The 16,087-nt window shown below is 64.3% G+C and carries 14 protein-coding genes; 7 read left to right on the top strand and 7 right to left on the bottom strand.

Annotation, left to right across the window (positions count from 1 at the left end):
• Nucleotides 1-49: 49 nt before the first annotated feature.
• Nucleotides 50-862: a triose-phosphate isomerase gene (gene tpiA, locus L8F97_RS05265; protein WP_242147273.1), complete on the bottom strand. Its 813-nt coding sequence runs from the start codon at nucleotides 860-862 to the stop codon at nucleotides 50-52.
• 49 nt (nucleotides 863-911) lie between these two features.
• Complete coding sequence (locus L8F97_RS05270; RefSeq protein ID WP_242147275.1) at nucleotides 912-2,753, bottom strand: phosphoenolpyruvate carboxykinase (GTP); 1,842 nt, start codon at nucleotides 2,751-2,753, stop codon at nucleotides 912-914.
• 106 nt (nucleotides 2,754-2,859) lie between these two features.
• Here L8F97_RS05270 and L8F97_RS05275 point away from each other — a divergent pair, with 106 nt between their 5' ends.
• From L8F97_RS05275 to L8F97_RS05290, 4 genes are all read left to right on the top strand, one after another.
• Complete coding sequence (locus L8F97_RS05275) at nucleotides 2,860-4,047, top strand: LysR family transcriptional regulator (RefSeq protein WP_242147278.1); 1,188 nt, start codon at nucleotides 2,860-2,862, stop codon at nucleotides 4,045-4,047.
• 256 nt (nucleotides 4,048-4,303) lie between these two features.
• Entirely contained in the window at nucleotides 4,304-4,591 is a 288-nt protein-coding gene (locus L8F97_RS05280) for a hypothetical protein (RefSeq protein WP_242147280.1), read from the top strand.
• Nucleotides 4,592-4,791: 200 nt separating this feature from the next.
• The gene (locus L8F97_RS05285) at nucleotides 4,792-5,160 is read left to right on the top strand and encodes a hypothetical protein (protein WP_242147281.1); all 369 of its coding nucleotides are present in this window, start codon (nucleotides 4,792-4,794) and stop codon (nucleotides 5,158-5,160) included.
• A gap of 160 nt (nucleotides 5,161-5,320) precedes the next feature.
• On the top strand, nucleotides 5,321-6,802 hold the full coding sequence (locus L8F97_RS05290) for a carotenoid oxygenase family protein (protein ID WP_242147283.1): 1,482 nt from the start codon (nucleotides 5,321-5,323) through the stop codon (nucleotides 6,800-6,802).
• A 115-nt stretch (nucleotides 6,803-6,917) separates the two neighbouring features.
• Here the strand turns inward: L8F97_RS05290 and L8F97_RS05295 are convergent, their stop codons facing one another.
• Nucleotides 6,918-8,291 carry a methyl-accepting chemotaxis protein gene (locus tag L8F97_RS05295; protein WP_242147285.1) on the bottom strand — a complete coding sequence of 458 codons (1,374 nt, stop codon included), beginning with the start codon at nucleotides 8,289-8,291 and terminating at the stop codon, nucleotides 6,918-6,920.
• 338 nt (nucleotides 8,292-8,629) lie between these two features.
• Between L8F97_RS05295 and L8F97_RS05300 the strand changes: the two genes are divergently transcribed.
• Both L8F97_RS05300 and L8F97_RS05305 read left to right on the top strand, forming a co-directional pair.
• Entirely contained in the window at nucleotides 8,630-8,932 is a 303-nt protein-coding gene (locus L8F97_RS05300; RefSeq protein WP_242147288.1) for a PilZ domain-containing protein, read from the top strand.
• Nucleotides 8,933-9,082: 150 nt separating this feature from the next.
• Entirely contained in the window at nucleotides 9,083-9,976 is an 894-nt protein-coding gene (locus L8F97_RS05305) for an MBL fold metallo-hydrolase (RefSeq protein ID WP_242147290.1), read from the top strand.
• A 68-nt stretch (nucleotides 9,977-10,044) separates the two neighbouring features.
• Here L8F97_RS05305 and L8F97_RS05310 read toward each other — a convergent pair whose 3' ends face one another.
• The 4 genes from L8F97_RS05310 to L8F97_RS05325 form a co-directional block, all read right to left on the bottom strand.
• Nucleotides 10,045-10,251: a hypothetical protein gene (locus tag L8F97_RS05310; protein ID WP_242147291.1), complete on the bottom strand. Its 207-nt coding sequence runs from the start codon at nucleotides 10,249-10,251 to the stop codon at nucleotides 10,045-10,047.
• Between the two features lie 103 nt (nucleotides 10,252-10,354).
• The gene (locus L8F97_RS05315; protein ID WP_242147293.1) at nucleotides 10,355-12,997 is read right to left on the bottom strand and encodes a glycoside hydrolase family 3 C-terminal domain-containing protein; all 2,643 of its coding nucleotides are present in this window, start codon (nucleotides 12,995-12,997) and stop codon (nucleotides 10,355-10,357) included.
• Nucleotides 12,998-13,280: 283 nt separating this feature from the next.
• Nucleotides 13,281-13,889, bottom strand: coding sequence for a hypothetical protein (locus L8F97_RS05320; protein WP_242147295.1), 609 nt, complete (start codon nucleotides 13,887-13,889; stop codon nucleotides 13,281-13,283).
• 49 nt (nucleotides 13,890-13,938) lie between these two features.
• Complete coding sequence (locus L8F97_RS05325; protein ID WP_242147297.1) at nucleotides 13,939-14,922, bottom strand: sterol desaturase family protein; 984 nt, start codon at nucleotides 14,920-14,922, stop codon at nucleotides 13,939-13,941.
• A 215-nt stretch (nucleotides 14,923-15,137) separates the two neighbouring features.
• On the opposite strand from L8F97_RS05325, the gene L8F97_RS05330 reads away from it, so the two are divergent.
• Nucleotides 15,138-16,076, top strand: coding sequence for a LysR family transcriptional regulator (locus tag L8F97_RS05330; RefSeq protein WP_242147299.1), 939 nt, complete (start codon nucleotides 15,138-15,140; stop codon nucleotides 16,074-16,076).
• Nucleotides 16,077-16,087: the final 11 nt, after the last annotated feature.

Below are 16,087 nucleotides of genomic sequence, written 5' to 3' on the forward strand. Positions count from 1 at the left end.
CGCAACATCTCATGGTGGGCGACCTAACGCATGGAAGACAGCGCAGGCCCTATGCTTGCGCGGCAATCACGTGATCGACCGCGTTGTTTTGCTGGGCGCGGCTGAACCTGCCTGCCCCCGCGTTCGCTGGCTGTGCAGCGTTCATGATCGGCACGAATGTCGCCGCAGTAAGACTGGCCCCTCCGACCAGAGCTCCATCGACGTCGCCCGCATGCAGCAACTGCGCGGCGTTGTCCGCTGTCACCGAGCCGCCGTACAGCAACCGCACCACCGCCGCATCGCCACCGATAAGATCCCGCAGCGTCGCGCGGATAGCGCCGTGCATCTCGACCACCTCGGTCGCGGTCGGGGTATGTCCGGTACCGATCGCCCAAACCGGCTCGTAGGCGATCGACAACCAATCCGGTGCCGCTTGTGATGGTAACGAGCCGATCAGTTGACGGACCACCATCTCGACCGCTCGACCCGATTGCCGATCAGCGAGCGTCTCGCCGATGCAGAGGATCGCCGCCAGCCCGTGACGATGCAGCGCTTCCGCCTTCGCGCGCACCTCGGCGTCGGTTTCGCCGCAGTCGCTACGCCGTTCGCTGTGCCCGATGACGCTGAAGGTCGCACCTGCATCCTTTAGCATCGCGGCCGATATACACCCTGTGTGGGCACCATGGTCTGCCGGATGAACATCCTCCCCGCCAATCGCAAGGCGCGGCACCGATGCGACTGCGGGGATAATCAGCGTCGCAGGGACCGCGATTGCGACATCGACGTCGGGTCGCGCTGCCGCAGCGATCGCGACCAGCTCAGACAAAGCGGCGCGGTTGCCGTTCATCTTCCAGTTTCCCGCCACGAGCTTGCGCCGGATCATTGGCAGACGCTCATCGCTGATGGCGTTCGAGTGGCACCGCAGGGGTGCATCACAATGCCGCCAGCCTGTCCTCAAGTGCGTCCTGCTGCCGCAGCAGCGCGGCCGGGCACCGATCCCCCAGCCCGTCGATATACGCCCGGTTGCGCTCTGCCTCGCCGACCCAGACCGCCGCATCCACACCGAGCAGTTCGGCGAGTTGCCCGGTGGTGAGATCAAGACCGGTTAGATCCAGTTCGTCCGCTGCAGGAACGAGCCCGATCGCAGTGGAAGTCCCCGCTACGCGGCCTTCACAGCGTTCAACGATCCACTTCAGCGCGCGGGCGTTGTCGCCGAAGCCGGGCCAGATGTACTTACCGGCCTGATCCTTGCGGAACCAGTTTACCAGGAAGATCTTGGGCAGCACCGACGCATCCGACTCCGCACTCGCGCCGATCCGCAGCCAGTGGTTGAAATAGTCCGCGATATGGTAGCCGCAGAATGGCAGCATCGCGAACGGGTCGCGCCGCAACGCGCCCACTGCATTTTCCGCCGCCGCCGTTCCTTCGGACGCGATGTTCGCGGCGAGGTAGACGCCATGTTCCCAATCGAATGCCTGACTGATCAGCGGGACCGCCGTCGCCCGGCGCCCACCGAACAGGATGGCGGAAATCGGCACGCCTTCCGGGCTGTCCCATTCGGGCGCGATGACCGGGCATTGCGCGGCAGGAACCGTGAAACGCGCATTGGGATGCGCCGCGGGCTTGCCGCTGGCGGGGTCGTACGGCGCTCCGGTCCAGTCGGTCATTCCCTCCGGCGGTGTCTTGGTCAGACCCTCCCACCAGACATCGCCATCTGCGGTCAGCGCGGTGTTGGTGAAGATGCAGTTTCCGGTCAGCGTCTCGATCGCGTTGTGGTTCGTGCCTGGGCCAGTGCCGGGTGCGACGCCGAAGAACCCGGCTTCCGGATTGATCGCGTACAGCCGGCCGTCGGTACCGAACCGCATCCAGGCGATGTCGTCGCCGACCGTCTCTGCCGCCCAGCCCGGGATCGCCGGTTCAAGCATGGCAAGGTTGGTCTTGCCGCACGCGCTCGGGAATGCCGCCGCGACGTAATGCACCGCGCCCTCGGGGTTGGTGAGCTTCAGGATCAGCATGTGCTCGGCAAGCCAGCCTTCATCCCGCGCCATCACGCTGGCGATGCGCAGGGCAAAGCATTTCTTGCCGAGCAAGGCGTTGCCGCCATAGCCCGAACCATAGGACCAGATCTCGCGCGTCTCAGGAAAATGCACGATCCATTTCTCGTCGCTGCAAGGCCACGCGACGTCGCGTCCGCCGGCCGCAAGCGGCATGCCGACCGAATGCACGCAGCGCACGAAAAACCCGTCATCGCCAAGCAAATCGAGCACCGGCGTACCGATCCGGGCCATAATCCGCATTGAAACGACGACATAGGCGCTGTCGGTAATTTCGACCCCGATCAAGCTCTTGTCCGAACCGAGCGGCCCCATGCAAAACGGGATCACGTACAGAGTGCGGCCGCGCATGCTGCCATCGAACAGCGTGTCCAATCGGGCGCGCATCTCGTTCGGATCCGCCCAGTTGTTGGTGGGCCCCGCGTCCCGTTCCATGTCGGAGCAGATGAAGGTCCGGCTCTCGACACGGGCGACATCGCGCGGATCCGACCGTGCATAGAAGGAGTTGGGCCGGATACCCGGATTGAGCGGGGTGATCGTGCCCGCCGCCACCGCATGCGCGGCCAGCCTGTCCCATTCGGCGTCGGAGCCATCGCACCAGTGGATTGCGTCCGGCTTGGCCTTGGCGGCAACCGCGTCGACCCATGCCAGCAGGCCTTGATGGCGTGTCAGCGTGGTCGCCGCCGCGCCGTCGCGTTCGATGGTAGCCTGATGAGACATGGTCTGCCCTCCCGGACGAATATCGCTTTTTCGTGCTTTGTCACTTGGCGTCGCGTCCAACAAATATGATTATCGGAGGGACATAAGATCAGGCTAAGAATGCCAAATGACGGATGCGTTCGACTTGAATCTCAGGCACCTGCGCCTTCTCGTCGCCATCGAGGAAAGCGGCAGCGTGAGCGCGGTGGCGCGGGCCGCGTCGATTTCGCAACCGGCGCTGACGCAAGCGCTGGGCGGTCTGGAGCGGGCGTTCGGCGCAACCCTGTTCCACCGGAGCGCAGCGGGTGTGGTCGCGACGACGGACGGGCAGCGGATCATCCTGCGCGTGCGCCGGGCGTTGAACCATCTTGCACGGGCGTGCCGAAATCTGGGCAGAGTACCGACGGGAGTTCCGCTCGAAAGCTATCTGACCATGGCGCATGTTCGTGGTTTGACAGCGCTGGCGGAAAGTGGCGGCTTTACGCGGGCGGCGGAAGCGGTGGGAATTTCACCGCCATCGCTGCACAGGGCAGTCCGCGACATCGAGCGCGTCGCAGGCGCATCCCTGGTCGAGCGGAAAGGCCGCGGCGTCGAACTGACGCGATCGGGCGAGAGGCTCGCGCGCCGTTTCCTGATCGCGCTGACGGAATTGGCGGCCGCCATGGAGGAGGCCCGTCACGTGGGCGGTCGCCTGGCGATCGGCGCGATGGCGCTGTCGCGATCGCTCCTGCTGCCGGCGACCCTGGCAAACCTGCTGGAGTCGACGCCGGATGTGGAAGTCGACGTGATCGAGGGGTCTTACCTCGAACTGGTGGAGTTGCTGCGCAGCGGTCGCATCGACCTGTTGATCGGGGCGTTGCGCGATCGCCCGGCGGCCGATTTGTTGCAGGAGCGGCTGTTTGACGACAACCTCACCATCATCGGGCGCGCCGAGCATCCGCTGGCGGGGACGGTCGCCGGGTTCGAGCAGCTGGCGGCATACCCGTGGATCGTGTCGCGCCGCGCCTCCAGTCTGCTCGACCGTTGGCAGAAGATGTTCGACCGATCCGGCAAAGCCCGCCCCAAGGCTCCGATCCAGTGCGGATCCGTCGCACTGATCCGGGGTGTGCTGGCGCGCAGCGACTTCCTGACGTTGCTCTCTACCGCGCAGGTGAGCGCAGAGATCGACGCAGGCACGCTCGTTCGCATTGAGTCCGAGGTGCCTGACACGCCACGCACGATCGGCGTGATATCCCGTCGCGACTGGTTCCCGACCAAACTCCAGAGCGAGTTCGTTGCCTGCCTGCGACAGACGGCGCTTCGTCAGGTGGCTTGATCGCTCTGGCCCCGTCGTAAGTGCATCGGCCTCCTCCTGGACCGTCACCTCAGTCTGCTGGACTGATCCGAGCGGCGTTTGCTTCGCCTCGGGCTGATGCTTCCCGGTGCACAGGATCACCCGGGTGGCGAGTTGGCATTGACCGACACGCCGGCGCGGCTCAAGATCAGGCTCCGATGTGTATTTCTGCCGTTCGTGGCGCTGTTGAATATCGGTGGCATCGGGAACAATCGAAGTGGAACATGAGGAGACCAGCATGACCGAGGCGACCTGGGGCGACGGTGCGATGAACTCGGACATCGACTGGCGGATGAGCGCCGCTTTGGCAGACGTGCCGCGCGGCGACAGCGACGTTGCGGAGGTCGCCAGCCTGGAACGCGCGGTACGCGATTGGCTTGGCCTCGATGCGGCGCACAAGGCAGCGGCAACACTGACGACCGAGCATCCGCTCAGGGTGGGCGGAGCAACCGGTACGACATTCACCGGGGCAGCGATCGCGGCGCTCGCCGAACAGTTGCCGCGCGCCGACCCGGCAGAGGGGTGAATCGCGATGGCGCAACATCGCGTTCTTTTCAGGCGCGGCCACGGGCACCGGGTGAGAGCCACCGATCCTACTGATCGTCTCGCACGTCACGGCTCGGTAGTAAGGAGACGGACCTGCGGATCATGTAGCACGCGTCAGCGTTTAGACGGGGACATCTGGCGAAATTACGCCTGATCTCCAGTCTGGACGGGAACGATGCGATGACCGACGAGAAGCTTGCCTCTGACTTCGCCGCCCTGTCTCCATCCGACCGCGCTGCCGTCGTGGGGTCGCCAGGCGAAGGCCTCCATAGCGCTCCTGCCGCACCGGATGAACAGGTCACCGGCGCAGCGTTCCATCATCCTGAACAGGACGCCGCCGGAACGACCTGGGAACCCAACTGGCAGCCGATCGAAAGTTATCGGGACGGCGAGGTGGTCATGCTTGACGATGGCGAGCGGCAGTTGCTCGGCAGGCGCGAGATGGGCCTGTGGATGGAGCTGACCGGTGGAAACGAGCTGGCTCAGCCCGACTACCAACCGATGCTATGGTCCTTCGCGCCGGAACAGGTGAAGTACGACATGCTGTGAACGACGCGCCCGGCTCATTATACCCGTCCGATAGGGGCTCATCCATGTGCATCTATGGTCCCGCCTCCGACAGGATAGCCGAGCAGGGCCTGAGGTGTTCGCCGCTTGTGCCGGCGTGTCACCCCATCCCGGTTCGCTCCGTGCGAAAAGCGGCCGGAAGGTGACCGCGCCCCGAACCGCGACTGCAGCGGAGCGATGGTCCGAGCGTATCGACGCCGTGGTTGGAGCCGTGCTGTCGCCGGTCGTGACGGGCATCGCTTCTTTCAACCGACGCAGGCTGCCGCCTCGCGATGCGCCACATCCCCTGCTCACCGGCATCCACCAGCCGATGACCACCGAGCTCACGCTCGAAAACCTCGAGGTCGAGGGCGTGATCCCGCCCGAACTCGACGGGCGCTACGTGCGGATCGGTCCGAACCCGGCGGCACCCGATCCCCGGTCCTACCATTTCTTCACTGGTGACGGCATGCTCCACGGCGTCCGCATCCGGGGCGGTTGCGCGCTTTGGTATCGCAATCGCTGGATCCGTTCCGAGGAAGTGGCGAAGGCACGCTGTGTTCCCGCAGCGCCGGGGCCGCGCCACGTGTTCGACACAGTCAACACCAGCGTACTGCATCATGCCGGTAGCGGTTGGGCGCTGGTCGAGGCGGGCAGCACACCGGTCCGGTTCGACGAGCATCTCGAGGCGCAACGCTATGATGACTTCGGCGGCACGTTGCCCGGCTCGTTCACCGCACACCCGCGCCGCGACCCGGAGACCGGCGAACTGCATGCCCTGTGTTACGAGGCGACCGATCCAAAGCGCGTCCGCTACAACGTCGTCGATGTCGCCGGCCGGGTGCGCCGCTCGATAACGATTCCCGTTTCGCACGGGCCGTTGATCCATGACTGTGCGATCACGCAGCGCTACGTCGTCATCATGGACCTGCCGCTCACCCTGTCGATGCGCACGGTCTTGTCGGGACACGGCTTCCCATACCGCTGGAATGCGCGACACCCGGCGCGGATCGGATTGCTGCCGCGTGACGGAAACGCCGAGGATATCCGCTGGATCGCGCTCGATCCTTGCTTCGTGTTCCACACCGCCAATGCCTATGATCTGCCGGACGGACGCGTCGTGCTCGACGTGATCGCCTATGATCGCATGTTCGCCAGCGACAATCTCGCTCCGGACGAGCAGCCTCGCGGGCTGGAGCGTTGGACGATCGATCCGGTCTCGGGAAAGGTCGACCAGCATCCGATCGACGCCGCTCCACAGGAACTGCCGACGATCGATGAACGTCGCACCGGCCGCGCCTATCGCTACGTCTATGCGCTTGGCCTGCCCGAGGAGCTTACCGAGACTCTGGTTGGCGAGGCGCCGCTGATCAAGCACGATCTTAAAACGCACGTTCGCTCCCTGCACGCATTCGGGCCCGGTCGCGTCGCAGGCGAGTTCGTGTTCGTGCCGCGCTTCCCGGGCGCGGATGAGGATGATGGCTGGTTGATGGGCTTTGTGGTCAACGCCGACGGGGGCAGCACCGCGCTGGAGATCCTGAACGCACGCGCCGTGACGGACCCACCGGTGGCAACCATTCGCATCCCGCACCGAATTCCGCCGGGTATACACGGTGCGTGGCTGCCGGAACGTGCAGTCGTTTAGCTGGCATAAGCGGCGGCATGCTGCGCCTGGCTATCATGCCATTCGGATCCTCTTCTAGCGCATGCAAGGCAGCCGACCGTTCGGATTACCGCCGGCTCGGGGAGCCTTCGCAACCTCAGGCGGCAACGTTGCTTGCGAAGGCGCCTGCGCTGCTTTTCAGCTCCGCCAGCCGGCTATCGAGGCGCCGTAGCCCGTCACCGACCCCGTCGATCTCACTCGCCACTTCATCGATATCACCACGCACAGCAGCAATCGTGTCGCTCATCAGGGCGGCGGCCAGCGCGGTCTCGTCGACCGATGCCGCAATCGCCGTCACCGTCTGAGCCTGCATGCCCATCGCCTCACGGAGCCGATCCGCGCTATCCTGCACTTCGCCAGCCGTGAGTTTGATCGAGGCATTGGTCTGTACGCTTGATTGTGTCGCCACCTGAATAGCGGTGATCTGCGCAGCGATTTGGTCGGTAGCGCGAGCGGTCTGGCTTGCGAGCGCCTTGACCTCCTGAGCGACAACCGCGAACCCGCGCCCGGCATCTCCGGCGCGAGCCGCCTCGATCGTGGCATTAAGGGACAGCAGGTTGGTCTGGCCGGCGATGTCGCGGATCAGCTGCAAGATGGAGTCGATGGATCGGGCGTGCTCGCTCAGGCGCTCGCTCATGCCGACGGCCTCACCAGCCTGGGTCGCAGCGCGATCGGAAATCGCCGCGGCGACCTGCACCTCGTTCTGCGTGCGCTCGATCGCCTGTATCAGGCCTGCGGCCGTGCGCGCTGCCTCGCGCATCGAGGTTGCCGATTGTTCGGCTGCCGCAGCGATCTCGCTCGCCTTGATGAGGACGCCGCGCGCCGAAGCGGAACTCCGCACGGCTTGTGACCGAAGCGCACGCCCCTCTTCGCCGGTCGTCTCGACCGAGGCCGCGATACCGTCGCGGAACTCCGTGGCCAACTGCTCGCGCGATCGGCGTGCCTCGTCCTCGATGGCGAACATGTAGAGGGAGGAATAGACATCACATTCGAGCGATCTGAGGCGCAGGAACACGTCGTTGATATATTGTCGCTCATCCTTGGAGCAGTCATGCTTCTGCGAAAGCAGCTCCTGTATGTAAGACGCCGTCACGCCGCCGATCGCAACGAGAGTGGTCAGCGTTACGCCTGCGTCAAAGGCGATCGCCACTCTCTTTCTCGCCCGACGGACCCACGCGTCTCCGCCAGGTTGTGAAAAGCGATCCCGCAGGTCCGCAATCATCTGTCGTACTGCTTTTTCCCGATGAACGGATTGGACGCGGTACTCGGGAGGAAATACCTCGTTCCATCCATCGATCTGCGTCTCGGCGACCTTGTGAGCGTCCGGTTCGAAGATGCTCCACATCAGGAGACACGTCTCTTGACGCTCTGCGGTGAGGCCAAATGTTTGCAGTCGCGCCTCCAGGTCGAGCGACGCAGTTGTGTACGGAACCTGGGCGTACTGTTCGTGGGCTCCGGACGCGATAGACACAGCGACTCCCTTTTCTTGCGAAGCTCTATGCCAGAAGGTAGCTAAGGAGCGGTTAAGCCAACATGCTCTTGCCAAGCGGCGCAGCCGTCTCGTCCACGGGATCGTTGCGATCACGCACCACCTCACACCCGATCGCAAGCGTCTGCCGAGCAGCGCCAGCGATAGGATGATATCCGGGACCGGTGTCGCACATGGCACGAGGCTCAGTCGCTAGCGTTCCGGGATGTCAGCCATCCTCCGCTAACGCGTGGACGATGGCCGCCACTGCACCGCGGACAATCGTGCCTAACAAAAGCATAATATGCATTGCGAGCCTAAAGTCGTGATACGATGCCGCGATGCAACGATCGAACAGAACAACGGGAGCAGTCAGCACCGGCCGCGTGGCGCGCCGGCACAAGCTGTTCGAGCCTGTCGAAATCATCGTCGAGCATCAGCCTGCAAGAGCACACATCCTCAACATTTCCTCCACAGGCGCGCTCGTCCATAGTGCGATGCCGCCGGCGACCGGCGCTTCGGTCAAGATAAAGCTGCTCGGTACGGAATGCGCGGCACACGTTGTCTGGAGTGCGGCTTCGCGGTTTGGCGTCTCCTTCGACACGTCGATCGCGGAGCGGGTGCTCGGCGCCATGCTCCGATAACAGCAGAGACATCATCTACCTGTAAGCACGTCGCGGACGGCGTGCGCTGACGTCTTCCCCGAGCGTAGAAGTAGACGTGCCCAAACGGCTCATTGCGTGTAACGATCCCGCGGTCGCACGTCAGCGGCACTTCAAAATGGGGCAGGAAACATGAGCCGCATAGTTCGCCATTCAATCTGCACGCTGGTCGCGCTCCTGTCCGCGTCTCAGGGGATTGCCGCACCAGTTCCGGCCGGACCAGCGGCTGTCTCGATCCGGATGGGCGGCTCCACCGTAACTGCGCTACGCGACATGCTCAACATCGTTCCGAACGATGGTTCCGTGTTCGGCAAGGACGTCGGCGCAAAGCAGGTCGGCAAGGCGCTCGCCGACGCCGGCGCGCCGACCGGCACCGTCACGCTCGGGGTCGATGCGCTGCTGGTGCGGCAGTCTGGCCGCAACGTCCTGATCGACACGGGTCTCGGCCCCAAGGTCGGTGGCGCGCTGATGGGCAGTCTCGCCAAGACGGGAGTGACACCAGGCACGATCGACGACGTGTTGATCACCCACTCTCACGGCGACCATGTCGGCGGCCTTGTGACCGCAACCGGCGCGCTCACGTTTCCCAAGGCGACGATCCACATGTCGGCAGCCGAATGGGCGTGGATGCAGCAAAAAGGCGATCCGGCGCTCGTAGCCGCGATCTCGCCGCGGGTGCGAACCTTCGAGCCCGGCAAGGCGGTGCTGCCGAATATCGTCGCAGTCTCGCTGCCGGGGCACACGCCCGGTCACGTCGGCTATCGGATCGGATCGGGCAGCAGTCACCTCATGGACATCGGCGACCTTGCGCACAGCACGATCGTCTCGCTTGGCCATCCCGAATGGATCATCGGGTACGACAATGACGGGATCACGGGACGGAGCAGCCGCGAGACGTGGCTGGCACGGCTCGCCAAAAGTGGAGAGCGCGTCTTCTCGCCGCACTTCCCCTTCCCGGGTGTTGGACGTGTGGTGAAGCATGGTACGGGCTACGCATGGCACCCGGACGTGGCACCGATCGGCTGAGCAGTTCCCCGGCGTCCGGTAGGGCAATCGGGCACCGCCCGTAAGCGGGGAAGCCAACCAAGCGTGGCCTACAGCCGCTCCTCTCCCTGCGGCTCGCACCACTCCGTCGGGGTCGCGCCCAGCACGGTGGTGGAGTTCTGCACGAGCGCGCCGCCCGAATACCAGATCTGCTCGTTGCTGAGGAACGCCACCACCGGCGCATCCCCTTCAATCGTGCGGACCAGGATGGGCCGATTGACCGGCACCCCACCCTGCTCAACCCTGCGCCACGCCATCCCGGTCTTCCTCTCATCCGTGCAAGCGACCTAGATGGCGAAGCTTTCGCCGATGTCCACCGCCTGACGGATCAGCCGATGCCCGCGCGGACCGTAACCGCGCTCACCGAGGCATCGTCGCAGTACCCGTGACGCGGAACTTCGCCTGTGCACCGGGCGCGCCGGTTCCGGGCTGCCCGCCGCCGATCCACACATCGTAAGTCGCCGCGCTGGCCACCATCGCACCCGTGGCGTCCGCCACCGCGAGGTCGCGAGGATCGAGCTGGAAGGTCAGCGTCTTCGTCTCACCGGCGGCGAGATGGACACGCTGATACCCCTTGAGCGACCGGATCGGCGCCCCCTCACGCCCGGGCACCGACAGATAGAGTTGCGCGACCTCGTCACCGGCCCGCTTGCCGGTGTTGCGGACGGTCGTTGACACGCTGGCACCCTGCCCCGCTGCAACGCTGCCGCTGACCGGCTTCACCGCGCCATAGGCGAAGCGCGTGTAGCTGAGCCCGTGTCCAAACGGATATTCGACCTTGCCCGCGAAGTAGCGATACGTGCGGTTCGCCATCCGATAATCGTCAAAGGCGGGCAACTGTTCGGTCGAGGCGTAGAACGTCACTGGCAGACGTCCGCTGGGGTTGATCTTCCCGCTCAGCACGTCGGCGATCGCCTGCCCGCCAGCTTCACCAGGATACCACGCCTCCAGCACCGCCCTGGCCTTGGCCTCCTGCGCGCCGAGCGCCAGCGCGGAGCCGCTTTGCAGCACCACCACCAGCGGCTTGCCCGTTGCGGCAAGTGCGTCGAGCAAGTCGGATTGCGCGGCCGGCAACGCGATGCCCGTACGATCGCCGCCAGCGAAGCCCGGCACGTGGAGCGGCATCTCCTCGCCCTCAAGCCAGGCATTCAGGCCGACGAAGGCGACAACCACATCCGCCTGCGCCGCAGCACGGACCGCCTCGTCCCGAAGTGCCGTCAGCGGCGGTTTCCACGCGAAGGTGACATCGCTCGCCCGCGAGGATTCATGCGCGAAATCGATGCGGAACGCGCGCGGACTGGTGTCGGCGAAATGCACCTTCATCGGTGCGAAATCCTGTGCGCGGCCATTGCACTTGGCGGTGACGCTCTGGTCGGGCGCGCCCTCGATATGGATGGTGTAGCGCTCTAGCCCGTTGCCGACGTCGCACCGTTCGCGGCGTTCCAGCTCGAACTGGTAATCGCCGGCCGCGGGCGGCGCGATCTGTCCGCTCCACCGGACGGAGAAGGTTCGCGGATCGACCCCGCTTGCTGGCGCGATCGAGCCCCAGTTGACGTCGATCTCCTTGACGCGCTGCGTCGCCACCGGCGTACCGCTGAAGTTCGGATTGTTGTAGAAGCTCGCGGTCAGGCCGCCGGGGAAGGCGCTGCGGGGCACTGCCACCGCAAGTTCCTGCGTGAACGGTGCCCCTTGCGCATACACGACCCGGTCCGCGCCGAATGCGGCCGCCATGCCGTCGACCGGCAGCACCGCGCCGACGGGCGTGCCGTTGTAATTGCCCTCCAGGGCGATGAGCGACGCCGCGGTCGGCCCTACGACGGCGATCCTGCGCGCGCCCGCCGCGAGCGGGAGCACGCCATCGTTCTTGAGCAGCACGATCGATTCATGCGCCGCCTTCAGCGCGAGCGCACGGTGCGCGGCGGAGTGGTTCTGGTCGATGCCGATGGTCGAGAACGGCACGTTCGCCGCCGGATCGAACATGCCGAGCTTCATCCGCGCGGTGAACAGCCGCTTCAGCGCGACGTCCATATCCGCTTCGGTCAGATATCCGGCCTTCACCGCTTTCGGCAGATCGAGCATCTCGTCCTTGAAATCGCAGCCGGTATCCGTCCCTGCCTTCACCGCCAGCGCCGCGCCCTCCGGATTGGTCGCGCTGTTATGGTGCCCGGTGGTGATATCGTCGATCGCGCCGCAGTCGCTGGTCACGAATCCCTTGAACCCCCACGCACCGCGCAGCGTATCCTGAAGCAGCATCGTGTTCGCGCACGCAGCCTTGGTATCGACCGCATTGTAGGCGCACATCAGCGACTCGGCGTGCCCCTCGACGATGGCGCGGCGGAACGCGGGCAGATACGTTTCTGACAGGTCGCGCGGCGACGGGTCGACGTTGAAGCGGTGGCGGGATTGCTCGGGCCCGCTGTGGACCGCAAAATGCTTGGGCGTCGCGACCGCTTCGAGGTATTTGGCGTCATCACCCTGCAAGCCGCGCACGAACGGCACCGCCATGGTGCCGGTGAGGTACGGATCCTCCCCGAGCGTCTCCTGCCCCCGTCCCCAGCGCGGATCGCGGAAGATGTTGATGTTCGGCGACCAGAAGGTCAGCCCGTAGTACCGATCATAATTCTTTTGGGCTTGCGCCTGATTGTACTTGGCGCGGCCCTCGATCGCGATCGTCTGCCCCTCGGCGAGCATCAGCGCCGGATCCCAGCTCGCCGCCATGCCGATCGCCTGCGGGAACACCGTCGCCTCGCCCGCGCGGGCGACGCCGTGCAACCCTTCGTTCCAGTAATCGTACGGCGGGATGCCGAGCCGCGGGATGGCGGGCGCGGTATTCTGCATCTGCGCGGCCTTCTCCTCGATCGTCATGCGGCGGACGAGATCGTCGACGCGCGCCTCCGTCGATTGGTTAGGGTCGCGGTAAACCTGGGCCGCAGCATGCGAGGCGCAGGTCGCCGCCAGCACCGCTAGCGAAACGCTCGCCAAACGATCGCGCACCTTGCTCATAGTCATCGCTCCCCTGTTTACGCGCAATCGGCCACGTATGTTCGCGCTACCATAACGTGGTCCTGCATGCGCGTAAGCATGCATGCGGTTCATCTTCGATCTTTTTTTCAATTGCGCGGCATGCTCACGTCGTTTCAGAGCTTCGTGTCTGACGCGGAAGTTTGATCGCACGGTTGACGCCGATCATAAGCTGGATCCGCTTCAGTCGCTACATCAACGCCGGTTGCGAGGTGTACTGCGGGTGCGATGCTGTGTGCAGCTTACGCCTGGACGTACGATAGTGTTAAAGATCCCACAGTTTCTTCTTGAACACGCCTTTGATCAACCGGTCCTCCAGAACCCGGCCGACCAGATACAGGACCGCGAAGATACCCGCGAAGACATAGGCGGTCGTGGCAGACGGTTTCTTCTTTCGCCCCTCAGGCTTGCTTCCGTCCTTCTTGGGTTTCTCGGGTGCGGGGGCGCCAAGCGCCTTGTCGATCGGGTTCATCGGCACATCGGGCTTTTTGACCGCAGGCTTCTTCGTGTCCGATGCTTCGTGCGACGACTTCTGGTATTTGCCCACCACGAGCGTCAGTTGGCCGATGGCGAGGAACAGCAGCGGTGCCAGGAAGCAGAACAACAGGGCGCGGCTGGTCAGTTGATATCGCAGCACCGCTTCGGCCCCGCGTTGTTCGATGTGTAAGACGCCGTCGTCGAACACAGACATCTTATCCTGCGCGTCCTGATCCTTCTTCTGGAAGGTCAGCGTCTCCCCGGTCCGCTTGTGGGCGGTTCCGGACTGGCGAAACAACGGATCGAGCCGGTCGAAGGCATCATCGCCGGTCTGGCCGGGGGCAAGCGCGAGATTGCCGCGAATTTTCCAGATCCAGTCGATGTAATGCGAGGTCATGCCGTCACCTTATCAAGATCTTCCACCAATGGCTTGAGCGGCAGGTCCGTCACTCGGCTGGCACCGCCACCGGTTGACTGGCGAACCGCTCCTTGAGCGTCTTCCAGCCTTCGGTGAACGGGTAGGTCATCTGTTCGCGGATCGACATGCGACGCCCGCCCTCCATGCCGAGCAATTCAGCCTCGCCATCCACGCAGGTGCCGAACATCCGGTCGATGAAGATGTATGATCCGGAGAAGTTGCTGCGGCTCGCCTCGTAATCCTGCGAGTGGTGCAGGCTGTGATGCTCGGTCGTGTTGAACAGGAAGCGCCACCAACGCGGCGAGTTGAAGCGCACGTTGATGTGCTGATAGGTGCCGATCGCCATGCCGAATGCACCGGCGAGCAGCGCGGCACGCGGCAGGAAGTCGAAGAACCCGCCGATGCCGAGCCCGATCAGGAACAACTCCACCGGATTGCCGACCGCGCCTTTGTTGACGTTCAACTGCGTGATGTAGTGGTGCACCGAGTGCGGCAGCCACAGCGGGTACCAATTGTGCATACCGCGGTGCATCCAATACTGCCCGAAATCGAATAGGAACGAGATCAGGAAGGCCTGCAACAGCAGCGGCAGCCCGATGAACCATGCGAACTTTTCCCAGTGGATCGAGTGCTGGATAGCTTCCACCATGACATCGCTGCCGATGAAGCTGTCGACGATGCGGAGCAGCGTGTAGCCTAGACCGACATAGAACAGATCCGTGACGAGTTCCTTCCACGTCAGGCGCCAGCTTTCGTAGCGCGGGTTCACCCATTCAAGCCCGAGCAACAGCACGGTAAAGCCGATATGGATGCCGATCGCGGTCGATGCCTTGGCGATCGAATTGGGCGCGTAGAACCAGAACGCGACCAGCGCGAACAGCACGACCGGCTGAAAGTAGGTGAAGACGAACTGTTTCACCGGCCCGCCCTCCACCTTGGGGATGTTCTCCCAGCCGATGGTCACGGGCGATTGCGCTCCGATGATCCTTTTGCCTACGCGAATGCCGTTCATGTTTTCCCCGCAGATCAAATGCGGTTTTCAAACTGCCCGAATATTCACGCGCCCGTCATACGTCATCCGACTTATAAGCGCGTGCTGACGAGAAATGTCTGGGCTGCGCAACAGCTTGCCACCGTCCGCATCGCCGGCGGTGCGTCTGCCCGAGGCGTTGCGTGCAAGGTGCGGTCGGCTAAGGTGCACCGCCAAGCAACCGCAGGGGCTACACGTTGGTCGATCGCGCAACCCTACCGGACAAGACCTTCGCCAGCCGTGTCGATTGGAACCTGCTGCGGACCTTCGTGGAAATCGTTCGCGCCGGCGGCATCGGCGCGGCGGCGCGGCGGCTGAACAAGCAGCAGCCCAGTATCAGCGCCGCCTTGAAACGTCTGGAAGACCAGGTTGGCGAGCAGTTGCTGCGCCGATCCGCCTCAGGAGTCGAGTTGACGGCGGCCGGCACGGCGTTGCTCGGCCTGTGCGAGGAAATGCTGGAGGCGGCGCGCATGGTGCCACACCAGGTCGCACAGGCGACCAAGCGGGTGGAAGGCATCGTTCGCATCCAGCTGATCTCGGCGGTCGCTTCTCCCGAGTTCGACGATTCGATTGCCAGTTTTCACCGCCGCAACCCCAACATTCACATCGAGATTCGCGTGTCGCCGTGGCGCGCGGTGCTCGATGCGCTGGAGCATGGCGAAGCCGAAATCGGCGTCGGCTATGACAGCAACGTGCGCAGCAGCCTGGTCTACGAGCCGCTGTTCGTGGAGCGTCAGCAACTTTACTGCGCGCGCAGCCATCCCATGTTCGGGCACCGTGTCGACCGGCTGGGCGAACTGAAGGACGAAGGTTTCGTGCTGACCGGGGAAGATGAACTCGACACCATCACCCGGCTACGTCGCCGCTACCGGCTGGGTACGCGGGAGAACGGCCGCGCCGAGGATATCAACGAGGCGATCCGCTTGATCACCCTGGGTGTCGGGATCGGTTTCCTGCCGATGCTCGCCGCCGCCGATGCGGTGGCAAAGGGGCGTTTATGGCCAATGCTCCACGCCGATACAGAGCCGTCTTACGACATCTTTTTGCTCGCGCGCGCTGAGCCATCCCGCGACACCGCGACGCAATTGTTCCTCGACGAAGTGCTCCGCCGCCACCGTGCGCAGCGCAGGGCATAGATACCACCTAT

Source organism: Sphingomonas sp. BAUL-RG-20F-R05-02 (assembly GCF_022662305.1).
Taxonomy (GTDB): Bacteria; Pseudomonadota; Alphaproteobacteria; order Sphingomonadales; family Sphingomonadaceae; genus Sphingomonas.